This is a genomic window from Pseudomonas sp. BN417 (assembly GCF_029871205.1).
Taxonomy (GTDB): Bacteria; Pseudomonadota; Gammaproteobacteria; order Pseudomonadales; family Pseudomonadaceae; genus Metapseudomonas.
In genome coordinates this window covers 37,398-49,818 of sequence record NZ_SSOJ01000085.1, presented here as the reverse complement: position 1 = coordinate 49,818, position 12,421 = coordinate 37,398, and the positions used below count along the sequence as shown (strand labels likewise).

Annotated in this window: 14 protein-coding genes and 1 rRNA gene; 8 read left to right on the top strand and 7 right to left on the bottom strand. The window is 65.3% G+C overall.

Going from position 1 to position 12,421, the window contains the following annotated elements:
* Positions 1 to 277 precede the first annotated feature (277 nt).
* Positions 278 to 393: ribosomal RNA gene (rrf, locus tag E8F11_RS10035) — 5S ribosomal RNA — on the top strand.
* 338 nt (positions 394 to 731) lie between these two features.
* Here the strand turns inward: rrf and queD are convergent.
* On the bottom strand, positions 732 to 1,088 hold the full coding sequence (gene queD, locus E8F11_RS10030) for a 6-carboxytetrahydropterin synthase QueD (protein ID WP_280288697.1): 357 nt from the start codon (positions 1,086 to 1,088) through the stop codon (positions 732 to 734).
* A gap of 117 nt (positions 1,089 to 1,205) precedes the next feature.
* A complete protein-coding gene (gene norR / locus E8F11_RS10025; RefSeq protein ID WP_280288696.1) occupies positions 1,206 to 2,762 on the bottom strand; it encodes a nitric oxide reductase transcriptional regulator NorR in 1,557 nt (518 codons plus the stop codon).
* A gap of 148 nt (positions 2,763 to 2,910) precedes the next feature.
* Between norR and hmpA the strand changes: the two genes are divergently transcribed.
* Genes hmpA through E8F11_RS10010 form a run of 3 tightly spaced genes read left to right on the top strand, consistent with a single transcriptional unit; the run spans position 2,911 to position 5,581 of the window.
* A complete protein-coding gene (gene hmpA, locus E8F11_RS10020) occupies positions 2,911 to 4,092 on the top strand; it encodes an NO-inducible flavohemoprotein (protein ID WP_280288695.1) in 1,182 nt (393 codons plus the stop codon).
* A 54-nt stretch (positions 4,093 to 4,146) separates the two neighbouring features.
* Positions 4,147 to 4,404 (top strand): transmembrane sensor/regulator PpyR, encoded by a 258-nt coding sequence (locus E8F11_RS10015; protein WP_280288694.1) that lies wholly within the window; start codon positions 4,147 to 4,149, stop codon positions 4,402 to 4,404.
* Positions 4,391 to 5,581, top strand: a complete 1,191-nt coding sequence (locus E8F11_RS10010; RefSeq protein ID WP_280288693.1) for an NnrS family protein — start codon at positions 4,391 to 4,393, stop codon at positions 5,579 to 5,581. Before E8F11_RS10015 ends, E8F11_RS10010 begins: the two co-directional genes overlap by 14 nt.
* Here E8F11_RS10010 and E8F11_RS10005 read toward each other — a convergent pair.
* Together E8F11_RS10005 and E8F11_RS10000 are read right to left on the bottom strand one after the other, a co-directional pair.
* Positions 5,533 to 6,441 (bottom strand): hypothetical protein, encoded by a 909-nt coding sequence (locus tag E8F11_RS10005; RefSeq protein WP_280288692.1) that lies wholly within the window; start codon positions 6,439 to 6,441, stop codon positions 5,533 to 5,535. The two genes, E8F11_RS10010 and E8F11_RS10005, sit on opposite strands and share 49 nt — an antisense overlap.
* 58 nt (positions 6,442 to 6,499) lie before the next feature.
* Positions 6,500 to 7,579, bottom strand: a complete 1,080-nt coding sequence (locus E8F11_RS10000; RefSeq protein ID WP_280288691.1) for a patatin-like phospholipase family protein — start codon at positions 7,577 to 7,579, stop codon at positions 6,500 to 6,502.
* Between the two features lie 169 nt (positions 7,580 to 7,748).
* Here E8F11_RS10000 and E8F11_RS09995 point away from each other — a divergent pair, with 169 nt between their 5' ends.
* The 4 genes from E8F11_RS09995 to E8F11_RS09980 are packed head-to-tail and all read left to right on the top strand — an operon-like array spanning position 7,749 to position 10,358.
* Positions 7,749 to 8,057, top strand: coding sequence for a PepSY domain-containing protein (locus E8F11_RS09995; protein WP_280288690.1), 309 nt, complete (start codon positions 7,749 to 7,751; stop codon positions 8,055 to 8,057).
* On the top strand, positions 8,057 to 8,371 hold the full coding sequence (locus tag E8F11_RS09990) for a PepSY domain-containing protein (protein WP_280288689.1): 315 nt from the start codon (positions 8,057 to 8,059) through the stop codon (positions 8,369 to 8,371). The genes E8F11_RS09995 and E8F11_RS09990 overlap by 1 nt, the downstream gene beginning before the upstream one ends.
* Positions 8,371 to 9,039 carry a response regulator transcription factor gene (locus E8F11_RS09985; protein ID WP_280288688.1) on the top strand — a complete coding sequence of 223 codons (669 nt, stop codon included), beginning with the start codon at positions 8,371 to 8,373 and terminating at the stop codon, positions 9,037 to 9,039. Before E8F11_RS09990 ends, E8F11_RS09985 begins: the two co-directional genes overlap by 1 nt.
* Positions 9,036 to 10,358: an ATP-binding protein gene (locus E8F11_RS09980; RefSeq protein WP_280288687.1), complete on the top strand. Its 1,323-nt coding sequence runs from the start codon at positions 9,036 to 9,038 to the stop codon at positions 10,356 to 10,358. The genes E8F11_RS09985 and E8F11_RS09980 overlap by 4 nt, the downstream gene beginning before the upstream one ends.
* A 151-nt stretch (positions 10,359 to 10,509) precedes the next feature.
* On the opposite strand, the gene E8F11_RS09975 is transcribed toward E8F11_RS09980, so the two are convergent.
* The 3 genes from E8F11_RS09975 to E8F11_RS09965 all read right to left on the bottom strand — a co-directional run bounded on the left by E8F11_RS09975 (position 10,510) and on the right by E8F11_RS09965 (position 12,283).
* Positions 10,510 to 11,031 (bottom strand): AAA family ATPase, encoded by a 522-nt coding sequence (locus E8F11_RS09975; protein ID WP_280288686.1) that lies wholly within the window; start codon positions 11,029 to 11,031, stop codon positions 10,510 to 10,512.
* On the bottom strand, positions 11,028 to 11,594 hold the full coding sequence (gene pnuC, locus E8F11_RS09970) for a nicotinamide riboside transporter PnuC (RefSeq protein WP_280288685.1): 567 nt from the start codon (positions 11,592 to 11,594) through the stop codon (positions 11,028 to 11,030). Before pnuC ends, E8F11_RS09975 begins: the two co-directional genes overlap by 4 nt.
* 74 nt (positions 11,595 to 11,668) lie before the next feature.
* The gene (locus E8F11_RS09965; RefSeq protein ID WP_280288684.1) at positions 11,669 to 12,283 is read right to left on the bottom strand and encodes a hypothetical protein; all 615 of its coding nucleotides are present in this window, start codon (positions 12,281 to 12,283) and stop codon (positions 11,669 to 11,671) included.
* Positions 12,284 to 12,421: the final 138 nt, after the last annotated feature.

The window sequence follows — 12,421 nt, the reverse complement described above, 5'->3', positions numbered from 1 at the left end:
GTGGAGCTTCTCCATGTGAGAGTAGGTCATCGTCAAGCTTCTATCCCAAACCCCCGATACGCTGACGCGTATCGGGGGTTTGTCTTTTAGTGAAGACTCTCGAAATGAGTGCTTCGAGCAGTAACCGAAAAATACTGCTGAGCTGAGTCCCTGATGGAGCCAGCTCGAGCTTGCAGGCGGATGAGTCGATAGACCGAAAGTCGCTCTGAACCCGCAAATGCAGGCTGTCATGTACCTGATTCGGGGTCGCGTTCCAGACGAGACTCCAACCGAATTGCTTGACGATCATAGAGCGTTGGAACCACCTGATCCCATCCCGAACTCAGTAGTGAAACGACGCATCGCCGATGGTAGTGTGGAGCTTCTCCATGTGAGAGTAGGTCATCGTCAAGCTTCTATCCCAAACCCCCGATACGCTAACGCGTATCGGGGGTTTGTCTTTGCGCGCAGGAAAAGCCTTCCGGGAGTCGGCGAATGAACGCGCGCTCTGGCGCAATTGTTGGGTAGGCCGTGCTTCATCGGTCCACCATCGGAGCCAGGCCAGGCCGCGGATGGTGGACATGAAAAGCAATGTCCACGCTACAAGGCTTGAGGCTGCGTTATTCGGTGCGCACGGCGCACCAATCGACATCCCGGGCCGAACCTGACGGTCCGGTTGAATAATGAATTCGCCCCTACGGCAATCCATAAAAAAGGCCACCCTTGGGTGGCCTTTTGCATTTGTGGCGATGTCAGTCGCCGCGGTACTCGCAACCACTGGTGCAGGTCTCGTGGATGCGAATGCGGGAGAGTTCCGGGAGCAGGGGTTTGAGTTGCTGCCAGATCCACTTGGAGAGCACTTCGCTGGTGGGGTTTTCCAAGCCGGGAATCTCGTTGAGGTAGTTGTGGTCGAGCTGTTCGTAGAGCGGCTTGAAGATTTCCTTGATCTCGGAGAAGTCGCGGATCCAGCCGGTATAAGGGTCGACCTCACCCTCGATGTAGATGGCGACGCGGAAGGAGTGCCCGTGCAGGCGGCCGCATTTGTGCCCGGCGGGCACATGGGGGAGGCGGTGCGCGGCTTCGAAGATGAATTCTTTGAACAGTTCCACTTGAGTAACGCTCTTGAAGTGACGGCCAGGCTCTGGCCAAAGCAGGAAAGCCTTGATTTTACCAGCTCTGAGGCAGCCTGAACGAAAAGACAGGTGCAGTCGGACGAACTCCTCCCCTCACTTGATGCCCAGCCGCTTAGCCAGCCGCAGCAGGTTGGCGCGGTCCAGGCCGAGTTCACGGGCCGCCGCCGCCCAGTTCTGCTGCTGGCGCTCCAGGCAGGCAGTGATCAGCCGGCGCTGATAGTGGTCCACGGCTTCACGCAGGTCGCCAGCCGCGACAACTGGTGGAGTCTCGGATGGGCTTGCGACCGCCGTAGGCTGGTTGCTCGGCAAGGGCAGGGCAAGATCATTGGCCGCCAGGGTGAGGATGCGTGGTCGCTCCGGACTGGCTGCCAGGGCCTTGAGGGCGGCACGGCCGATCAGGTGTTCGAGTTCCCGCACATTGCCCGGCCAGTCATAGCCGAGCAGTGCGGCCTGGGCGTCCTGGCTGAGGCGCAGGCTGCGCAGCCCGAGGCGGGCGCGATTCTCCTCGAGGAAGTAGCCGGTCAGCAGCAACACATCGCGGCCACGCTCCCGCAGCGGCGGAACACGCAGGGGATAGACGCTGAGGCGATGGTAGAGATCGGCGCGGAAGCGGCCGGCGCGCACTTCCTCGGCCAGGTCGCGGTTGGTCGCCGCGATGACGCGCACGTCGACCCTGTGCTCGCGGTCCGAGCCGACGCGCTGCAGCTGTCCGCTCTGCAGCACCCGCAGCAACTTGGCCTGGATCGCCAATGGCAGCTCGCCGACCTCATCGAGGAAGAGGGTACCTTCATGGGCCAATTCGAACTTGCCCTTGCGCTCGTTCACTGCGCCGGAGAAGGCGCCACGCACATGGCCGAATAGCTCGCTCTCCACCAGGGTGTCGGGCAGGGCGGCGCAGTTGAGGCTGATCAGCGGATGCTTGGCCCGCAGCGAGCGGCCATGGATGGACTGGGCCACCAGTTCCTTGCCGACGCCGGTTTCGCCGCTGATCAGCACGGTGAGCTCGCTGCTGCCCACCAGGGTGATCTCTTCGAGCAATGCCTTTTGGGCCGAGCTTTGCCCGATCATTTCCCGAGGGCGGACCTGGCCGGCCGCCTGGCGATAGACCTCCGCCAGCTGCTGCTCGTCCTGGGCGCGACGACTGAGGCTGTCCATGCGCTCGACGGCTTTCACCGTGGCCGCCGCCAGGCTGGCGAAGCCTTCCAGCATCTCCAGGTCCTGGCCGTCGAAGCGTGCAGGGTCCATGGCATCCAGCGTCAGCAGTCCCCAGGGGCGATCGTCGAGGTAGAGGGAGCAACCCAGGCAGTCGTGCACTTCCAGGTGTTCCTGGTGACCTTCTACCAGCCCGTCGTAGGGATCGGGCAGCCCGCAGTCCGCGGCGAAATGGGTGACGCCACGGCGCTCCATCAGTGCCTGCAGCCGAGGGTGCTCGGAGACCTTGAAGCGCCGCCCCAGGGTGTCCTGGCTCAGGCCGTCCACCGCCAGGGGCACCAACTGGTCGCCGTCCAGGCGCAGCAGAGCAGTGGCATCGCAGGGCAGGAGTCCGCGCAAGGCTTCGAGCAGGCGTCGATAACGTTCGCGCTCGGGTAGTTCGCGGGAGAGATCGCTGACCAGCGGGATCAGCGTCTGCAGCAGGGGGTGCGTTGTCATTATGACTCCACAGTGTCGATATGACCTGCTCGGCAGTGTAGTCAAAAAAACACTTAAAATTATAAGTTATTGATTTATATGGGATAAAATGTTGGCACGAAAGCTGGATTAGTAAAGGCAGAAAGACCCAACCCATAACGGAGTCCTTATGCTGTCCAGCCAACAACGTGCCATCGTCAAATCCACCGTGCCCCTGCTGGAAACCGGAGGGGAGGCGCTGACCAGCCACTTCTATAAGATCATGCTGGGTGAGTACCCGGAAGTGCGGCCGCTGTTCAACCAGGCTCACCAGGCCAGCGGCGACCAGCCGCGCGCCCTGGCGAACGGCGTGCTGATGTACGCCCGACACATCGACCAGCTGGAGACCCTCGGCCCGCTGGTGAGCAAGATCGTCAACAAGCACGTGGCCCTGCAAGTACTACCCGAGCAATACCCCATTGTTGGCGCCTGCCTGCTGCGCGCCATCCGTGAAGTGCTGGGTGCCGAAATTGCCACCGACGAAGTGATAGAAGCCTGGGCCGCCGCGTACCAGCAACTGGCCGACCTGCTGATCGGCGCCGAAGAGGAAGTCTACGCCGCCAGCGCAGCTGCTGTCGGGGGCTGGCGTGGTGCGCGCTGGTTCCGCCTGGTACGCAAGGAAGTGGAAAGCGCGGAGATCACCTCCTTCTACTTCGCTCCGGAAGACGGCGGTGAGCTGATGGAATTCACCCCTGGCCAGTACATCGGGCTGCGCCTGTTCCTGGATGGCGAGGAAGTCCGCCGCAACTATTCGCTCTCGGCCCTCGCTAATGGCCGCGAGTACCGCATCAGCGTCAAACGCGAGGAGGGCGGCCGGGTTTCCAATTACCTGCACGACCAGTTCGACGTGGGCCAGCGCATCGAGTTGTTCGCCCCGGCCGGTGACTTCGTCCTGCGCCCGGGCAGCAAGCCCCTGGTGCTGATCACCGCCGGCGTCGGCATTACCCCGGCGTTGGCCATGCTGGAGGCTGCGCAGGACAGCGGGCGGCCGATCCATTTCATCCATTGCGCACGCAATGGTGCGGTCCATGCCTTCCGCGACTGGATCGAGGAGAAAGTTGCCGCCATTCCGCAGCTCAGCCGGTTCTTCTGCTACAGCGAGCCGCACCCCCAAGACCAGGCTGACGCCTCCGGCTTCCTGACCCGCGATCAACTGGCGCAATGGCTGCCCGCCGAGCGTGATTTGGATGCCTACTTCCTCGGGCCCAAGCCCTTCATGGCCCAGGTGAAGAAGCATCTGCGCGAGCTGGGCGTACCCGATCGCCAATGCCACTACGAGTTCTTTGGACCGGCCAGCGCCCTGGAGGCCTGACCACAGCGGCCCGGCGCCCAGGGCGCCGGGCCTTCAACCGAGGAGAGCAAGATCATGACTGGTTTGTTCGGTTGCCCCCAACGCCTGCTGCGACTCTCTCATCTGTTTCTCTGGACGGGCCTGGCCCAGCTGTTGCTGGGCATAGCCGGTGCCTACTACCTCGATGCCCATCTCGAACTGCTGACGCTGGTCGGCGCCCACGGCATGGTCATTCTCGGGCCCACCCTGATCAAGCTTGGTTACGTGATGCGCCTCACCGCCCTCTACCAGATGCGCAAGGCTGCGCAGGAGTTCTGCTGTGCAATTGCTTGACGCTTCCCGCGAGTTGGCCATCCGACCGATCTGGCGCCTGGGCTTCAGGCCTTTCTTCCTCTTCGGCACGGCGTTCGCCCTGGTGGCCGTGCTGATCTGGCTGGCAGCGCTCCACGGCCACGCCGGCGCCTGGCAGCCTGCGGGCGGCTGGCTCGCCTGGCATCGTCACGAGATGGTCTTCGGCTTCGGCGGCGCGATCATCGCCGGCTTCCTGCTCACGGCGGTGCAGAACTGGACAGGTAATCCGGGACTGCGTGGCCGCTCCCTGGCCTTGTTGGCAATGCTCTGGCTGGCCGCACGCCTGGCCTGGCTGCTTGGTGCGCCCCTGGCGCTGCTGATTCCCCTTGAAATCTCTTTCCTGCCGGCGGTTGCACTGGCGATGGGTTGCAGCCTCTGGCGCGTGCGCCAGCGCGGCAACTACCCGGTAGTGGCAGTGCTGATGCTCCTGGCCGCTGCCGATGCCCTGGTGCTATGGGGCCTGGCTTTCGCCGACGACGGCCTGCAGCGCCAGGGCGTGCTGGCCGCGCTCTGGCTGGTGGCCGCGCTGATGGGGCTGATCGGTGGCCGGGTCATTCCGTTTTTCACCCAGCGCGGGTTGGGGCGTACCCAGCAGGTCAAGGCCTGGCCCTGGCTCGACTGGATCATGTTGCTGGCCGGCGTCCTGCTGGCTGTCGTTTTCGCCAGCGGCGTCGGCCTGCAAGCCAATCCCTGGTTGGCGCCGCTCTGTGCCGTGCTCGGCCTGGGTAACCTGCTGCGCTTGGCGCGCTGGTACGACGCCGGCATCTGGCGCGTGACACTGCTCTGGCCGCTGCATCTGGCCTTCGCCTGGCTAGCAGCGGCTCCCTTGGGACTGGCGGCCTGGCATCTGGGCATGCTGGGCAATTCGAGCCTGGCGCAGCATGCGCTCGGTGTGGGAGCCATGGGCGGGCTGATCCTGGCGATGATCGCTCGTGTCAGCCTGGGCCACAGCGGCCGACCGCTGGAGGCGCCGCGGGCGATGGGGCTGGCCTTCGCCTTGCTGAATCTGGGCGCGCTGGCCCGGGTGGTCCTGGTGTCGTGGTTGCCCGGTACTGCGTTATGGCTTGCCGCTCTCTGTTGGGGGCTGGCGTTCGCGCTGTTCCTGCGGCATTACGCGGTGCTGTTGTGCACGCCGCGACTGGATGGCAGGCCGGGCTGATCGCCCGTTGAAGCCTCTGCCTGGCGAATTGGCTCGCCGGGGCAGGCGCGCAGTAGTTCGCCGATGTGCCGGGCCAGGTAGTCCTGGAAGCCCCTATCGTCCCAATACTCCAGGTGGGTCAGGGGCGTGTGCCGCTTGTACCAGGGGCCCACGGACATGGCCTTGTCTTCGTGCACCACGGCGGCGTAGCCCTGCACCGGGCGCAGTGGGTAGCCCAGGAGGTCGGCCGGTGCATAGACGTTCAGCCAGCGCGCCGCGCGGCTCAGGCGCTCATCGAGGCAGTTCCCGGGAAAGCGGATCGGCTGCACCGGGTCGTAGGCGAAGGTGAAGAGCGGGATATTGCAGCCGAAGGTGAAGAGGCCGGCGAGGGTTTCCATGGCGAGGAAGGGATCGCGCGGGCAACTCGGCGTGACGTTGAGCTTCTGCTGGTCCCAGACGTAGTTGGAGATGATGTGCCCGCCCAGGGAGTGGGCCAGCACCACCAGAGGGGTGGTCGGCCCGACCTTGGAGCGCAGCGCATTGAGGCCGTTGCGCACGCTCTGGTGCACTTGCTCGTAGGTGGTGTCGTAGGCCTGGCTGACCTTGCGGTAGCCGCTGGCATCGCCGAGGAAGAGGGTGACCAGGCGGCGCATCCAGCGCCAGCGCACCGGCTCCCGTTCGAGCTTCTCCAGGTAGGCCAACTCGCGCTTGTCCAGCACGCTGGCCCAGTACAGCGACTGGAAGGCGATGTCTTCCGACTCCACGCCCAGGCGCCTGCGCAGTCCGCGGATGAGGCTCTGGGCAAAGGCGTGCTGGCCTTCGGTGTCCCGTGAATCCGGCTGATTGCCGATGCCATGAATGATGGCGACTGCGAGCTTCATCCCTGTACTCCCCGTTTGGCTCGCGCGGCAGCCTACCCGTTGGCTGCCGCTCCTTCAATCAGAGGTTCAAGAGACGCTCGCCGAGCTTGCCGCCATCTACCAGTTCGAGGAATTCGTCGCCCAGGCGCTGGCTCTCGGCCATGGCCTTGCGCCAATAGCGTTCGCGCCCGGCATCGTCGCCGAGGTAGCGCTTGAAGTCCTTGCGGTCGGGCAGCTTGCCGTGGGGCAGGGTGGCCAGGTACTGGCGTGACGGGGCGAGCAGCAGCACGTCCTGCAGGCGCTCGGCATCCCCCTTGCGCCAGGGCAGGCCCTTGTCGAACCAGCCTGGCACCACCTTGTCGGTAAAGTGCGGATAGAGCACCACGCCGCCCGGGTTGTAGGGCAGGTCCAGGTGGTAGTCGAGCAGGCCTCCATCGCGGTAGGTGCCGGGGCCGGCGCCGGGAATGTCGCGCACGCCTTCCATCACCATGGGTATCGAACCCGAGGCGAGCAGGGCATGACGCAGGTTGCCCAGGTCGAGGGCGTGGAAGCGCGAGGGGAAGTCGGACAGTGCCGCCAGCGGCGGGGCCAGGCGGGCGTCGTGGAGGATGACCCGCTCGAAATGCCGGGCCAGGCGCGAGCGGCCCAGCAGGTTGCTGCCGATGACCGAGGACAAACCCAGGCCCAGGGCGCCGCGGCGGTCATGGGCGAGCAGGCCGTGGCTCTTCACCACCACCACGTTCAGGCGGTAGTGCGGGTTGGCCAGCACCTGGGCGTCCTGGTCCTGCAGCAGTTCGTCCAGCATCAGGCCACAGAGGCGACTGACCTCCGCCATGCTCACGCCCTTGGGGAAACGCTGGCTGGTGTAGAGATCGCCCAGGCGACGGATGCCGGCCGCGGCGTCCGGCAGGCAGGTGCTGGCGAAACGCCAGGAGCCGATGGAGGCGCCGATCAGCGAGCGTTCCCGGGGCGCTCTCGGCAGCCAGTTGCCGAACAGCGCCAGGTCCAGGCCCTGGATGCCCAGCGCCTTGGGGCCGCCCGCGGCGCCGGGCAGGATGCCGACGTCTGCGGGCTTGAGGCCTTGTTCACGGATACGCGCCATGGCGCGGCGTCCTGCGCGCAGGGTGAGGGCGGGAAACTTGATCTGAATGGCGCTCATGCAGGCCTCCTGAATGCAAGGCAGCGATTATAGTGGCGCCCCTGCCAGGGCCAAGTCGCTTCAGCGGATGAATGATGCTTTCCAAGTCCCGCGGCAAATTCAGCTTGGATTAAGTCGTGCCGGGTATCTTGCACCCATCGAAAGCACACAACTCCCAAGGAAATGACTCATGAAGAAACTCACTGCCCTGTTCGCCGCTGCTGCCCTCGCCACCACCGCCGGTCTCGCCCAGGCGCGCGACCTTGGCCCGGACGAAGCCCTGAAGCTGCGCGACGCCGGCACCATCCAATCGTTCGAGAAGCTCAACGCCGCGGCCATCGCCAAGCACCCCGGCAGCACCATCAATGAAACCGAGCTGGAAGAAGAGTACGGCCGCCATATCTACCAGGTCGAACTGCGCGACGCCCAGGGCGTGCAGTGGGATCTCGAGCTTGATGCCACCAACGGCCAGATCCTCAAGGATCACCAGGACGACTGATGCGCTGGATCTTTCGCTACAGCGGGATCATCGCCCTGATCCTGGCCATCTTCGCCCTCGAGGCGGTGGCCAGGGACCTGGATCAGGACGAGGCCCTGAAGCTCCGTGAAGAGGGTGTGATCCTGCCCCTCGAGCAACTCCTGAGCAGCGCCCTGGGGCTTTACCCCGGGGCGCGATTGCTGGAGGCCGAGCTGGAGGAAGAGGATGACGTCTACATTTACGAAGTGGAGCTGATCACCGCCGATGGTACGGTGCGTGAGCTGGAACTGGATGCCCGCGACGGGCGAATTCTGAAGGACGAGGAAGACGACTGATGCGGTTGTTGCTGGTAGAGGACCATGTACCCCTGGCCGATGAGCTGACCACCAGCCTCGGTCGTCAAGGCTATGCCGTGGACTGGCTGGCCGACGGGCGTGACGCATTGCACCAGGGGGCCAGCGAACCTTACGACCTGATCATTCTTGACCTCGGCCTGCCCGGCAAGCCGGGGCTCGAGGTGCTACAGGAGTGGCGTGCCGGTGGGCTGGCGACGCCGGTACTGGTGCTCACCGCGCGCGGCTCCTGGGCCGAGCGCATCGACGGCCTCAAGGCCGGCGCCGACGATTACCTGACCAAGCCCTTCCATCCCGAGGAGCTGGCCCTGCGGATCCAGGCGCTGCTGCGCCGTGCCCACGGCCTGGCCAACCAGCCCAGGCTGGAAGCGGCCGGCCTGCACCTGGACGAGGGCCGCCAGTGCGTCAGCCGCAACGGCGAGGACGTGCAGCTGACCGCTGCGGAATTCCGTCTGTTGCGCTACTTCATGCTGCATCCCGGCCAGCTCCTGTCGAAGAGCCACCTGGCCGAGCATCTCTACGACGGCGAGACAGAGCGGGATTCCAATGTGATCGAGGTGCACGTCAATCACCTGCGTCGCAAGCTCGGCCGTGAGGTGATCGAGACCCGTCGCGGCCAGGGTTACCGCTTCACCGGTGAGAGCCGGTGAGGTCGATCCAGCGCCGGCTCAGCCTCGGGCTGGCCGGTGCCTTGCTGCTGGCCGGACTCGTATTGGCGCAGACCAGCCTCTGGTTGTTCGACCTCGGCCTGCGGCGCTACCTGGCCGAAGGCCTGCGCAGCGAGGCCGAGTTGCTGCTCGGTGCGCTGGTGCGCGGTCCCAATGGCATTCAGCTGGACGAGCAGCGCCTCAACCCCGTCCATCACCAGCCTTATTCCGGCCGTTACTTCGTCATCGAACTGGGCGAGCAACCCTGGCGCTCACGCTCCCTCTGGGACAGCGAGCTGGCCATGCCAGCGCAGAAGGGGTTGGCGCCCGGCCTGCTTCCGGGACCTGGCGACCAGGAGCTGCTGGCCTGGCGTGGCGACTACCGCCGCTTCGGCCGCCAGGTGCGGATAGCCGTGGCCCAGGACTACACGCCGCTGCTGGAAAGCTTCCGCCGCGCGCAGTGGACGGGCTTTGCCCTGGGCGTGGCCGGGCTGTTGCTGATCCTCGCCCTGCAACGCTTCACCGTGCGCCGTGCGCTGCGTCCATTGGAGGAGGTCCGCCAGCAGATCGCCCAGCTGCAGCAAGGGCAGCGCAGCGAGCTGGATAGCCGGGTGCCGGAGGAGCTGGAACCCCTGGTGGCGCAGATCAATCACCTGCTCAGCCACACCGAAGATACCCTGATGCGCTCGCGCAATGCCCTGGGCAACCTCGGCCATGCCCTGAAGACGCCGCTCGCCGTGCTGGTCAGCCTGGCCGAACGCGAGGAGCTGCGTGCCAACCCAGAGTTGCGCGCGACGCTGCGCGAACAACTGGAGCAGATCGAACAGCGCCTTGGCCGCGAACTGGGCCGCGCGCGCCTGGCCGGGGAGGCGTTGCCGGGGGCGCATTTCGACTGCGCCGAGGAACTCCCCGGCCTGTTCTCCACCCTGGCGCTGATCCATGACCGTGGCCTCGACCTGGACTGGTCCGCGCCCGAAGGCCTGCGGCTGCCCTGGGATCGCGAGGACCTGCTGGAACTGCTCGGCAACCTGCTGGACAACGCCTGCAAATGGGCGGAAAGCCAGGTCAACCTGACCATCCGTGCGGGAGACGAGGGCTACAGCCTGATGGTCGACGATGACGGTCCCGGCATCGCCGAAGACCAGCGCGAGTCGGTGATCGGCCGTGGCGCGCGCCTGGACGAGCAGGTGGCAGGTCACGGCCTGGGCCTTGGCATAGTGCGTGACATCGTCGAAGCCTGGCACGGCCGCCTGAGCCTGCAGGACAGTCCCCTCGGCGGCCTGCGGGTGCGCATCGAGCTTCCCGCCGCAACGCCTTCGTAGGTAAATCCGCGCGCGATTGAAATGGCTCTGTCTGCATTAGCTGTTGCCAGGCTTCGACCGACGAGCCTGGAGCCCCGTAGGAGCGAGCTTGCTCGCGAAATGAGCCCCTTCGCCAGCAAGCTGGCTCCTACAAGAGTCCCGATGCCCCGGGTCAGCGCAGCCAGCATTCAACCCGTTTCACGACATACCGTCGCCGGGCTTCCCAATCCCCCTCGATCAACTCATAGGCCTGGCCGGTACCTTCCAGCCAGGCGCGGCAATCTTCGAAGAAGGCCCGCCGTTCCGATAGCTCCGGTTGGCAGCGCTGGCCATCGTCTACCCAGGCCACCTGCTCCGGGCTCAGCAGCAGATGCAGGTCGTAGCGCCGGGCCAGCAGTTCGGCTTCCAGCCAGACGGGGCAGGCGCCGAACAGCTTCTGGCTCCAGAGCATGTTGCTGAGCAGGTGGGTATCGAGGATCAGCAGGTGAGGGCGCTTGGCGCGGGCGTCGTCTTCCCAGGCGAGCTGGCCACGGGCGATGGCGGGAATGTCGGCATAGCAGGTGTCCCGCTGTTCGCGGTCAATGAAGTGGCGAACGTATTCGCCCACCAGCAATCCGCCGAATTCCGCCTGGAGTTCGGCCGCCAGCCAGCTCTTGCCGCTGGACTCCGGCCCGGTCAGGACCAGGACTTTCATGCCGTGGCCGGCGCCAGGTCACGCCGCCAGGCGCGCCACCCCTGCACCGCCAGCAGGGTGAAGAGTCCGTAGAGCGCCGCCGTCAGGTACAGGCCCTTGCTGAGGAACAGCAGCACGAACAGCAGGTCCACGGCGATCCAGAGCAGCCAGCATTCCAGGCGCTTCTGCGCCATCCACCACTGGGCAACCAGGCTGAAGGCGGTGAGCGCCGCATCCCACCAGGGCGCCGCGGCGTCGGTCCAGGTCGCCATGGCATAGCCCAGGGCCAGGCTGCCCAGACCACCGGCCAGCAGGCCCAGGCCCATTTTCTGCGATTCCAGGCGACTCACTTGGCGGCCGTCGTGACGCTCGCCGCCGCGTGTCCACTGCCACCAGCCGTACAACTGCAGCACCGCGTAGGCCAGTTGCAGGAGCATGTCCGAGTAGAGCTTCACCTCGAAGAAGATCCAGCTGTACATCAGCACCATGACCAGACCGATCGGCCAGCACCAGGGGTTCTGCCTGACGGTGAGCCATACGGCCAGCACGCCGAGGGTGGCGGCGATGAGTTCAAGCGGTGACACGGCGTAGTTCTCGCGGAGGAAAGCCGCCGATTGTAGCGGCTCGAGGCGCTGGCCGGGAGCGGGTCGCTGCGCGCTCAGCAGGCCAGATTGTCAGCTTCGCGATAGAGCATCAGCAGCTTGCGGATGATGGCCTGCTGGATATCGCTGCGCTCGAAGGCGGAGAGCCGGGTGAGCTTGTGCACCTGCAGGCGGTGCAGATGGATATAGGGCAGTTGCTGGCCGAACTCGCGCAGGTCGCCCTTCATCAGGATCGGCAGGAAGACGTCGCCGATCTTCTTCTGGTTGCTGATGATCTGCGCCAGGGCCGGCTTGAACGCCATGGTCCTGGGCGCAGGCCCGCCTTCGCGGACCTGGGTGCTCATCAGCAGGCCGGGCTTGCCCAGCACGGCGCCGGGAAGCACGCACAGGCCGGTGCGGCGGACGGCGCTGGGGTCGATGCCGTGAAGGGTGTCGTGGAACGCATAGGGCGCGGGCAGGACCACCATCTTGCGGCCGAGGTCGTTGGGAAAATGCACGCTGTAGTTGGTGTACAGCTGGCGCACCGATTCGGAGTAGACGCACAGCCGGTTCTCGAACAGCCGGATGAAGCGCTCGGCCAGTTCGCGCCGGGCGATGCTGTGCAGATCCCAGATCAGGTCGACGTTCTGTGGCTGGCTGAGGTCGACTTCCTGGTGCTGCATATCGTTCATGCTGGTTCCATACATGAAGTTGCCCGAGCAGGCGGTTGAGTTGTTCTGCCAATTGGCCGAGGCGCCAGCTGGCGCTGTAGTTTCGTTCGGCCGCTGTGGCGCTGTCGTGGGTCAGTCCGGCAGTCTGCGTCACATTAT

Coding starts and splice junctions, on each gene's coding strand:
- E8F11_RS10000 (WP_280288691.1), bottom strand. CDS start 7,579: ATGAGCGCCATTCAGATCAAGTTTCCCGCCCTCACCCTGCGCGCAGGA.
- E8F11_RS09965 (WP_280288684.1), bottom strand. CDS start 12,283: ATGAACGATATGCAGCACCAGGAAGTCGACCTCAGCCAGCCACAGAAC.
- E8F11_RS10005 (WP_280288692.1), bottom strand. CDS start 6,441: ATGAAGCTCGCAGTCGCCATCATTCATGGCATCGGCAATCAGCCGGAT.
- norR (WP_280288696.1), bottom strand. CDS start 2,762: ATGACAACGCACCCCCTGCTGCAGACGCTGATCCCGCTGGTCAGCGAT.
- E8F11_RS09990 (WP_280288689.1), top strand. CDS start 8,057: ATGCGCTGGATCTTTCGCTACAGCGGGATCATCGCCCTGATCCTGGCC.
- E8F11_RS09995 (WP_280288690.1), top strand. CDS start 7,749: ATGAAGAAACTCACTGCCCTGTTCGCCGCTGCTGCCCTCGCCACCACC.
- E8F11_RS09975 (WP_280288686.1), bottom strand. CDS start 11,031: ATGAAAGTCCTGGTCCTGACCGGGCCGGAGTCCAGCGGCAAGAGCTGG.
- E8F11_RS10015 (WP_280288694.1), top strand. CDS start 4,147: ATGACTGGTTTGTTCGGTTGCCCCCAACGCCTGCTGCGACTCTCTCAT.
- hmpA (WP_280288695.1), top strand. CDS start 2,911: ATGCTGTCCAGCCAACAACGTGCCATCGTCAAATCCACCGTGCCCCTG.
- E8F11_RS09985 (WP_280288688.1), top strand. CDS start 8,371: ATGCGGTTGTTGCTGGTAGAGGACCATGTACCCCTGGCCGATGAGCTG.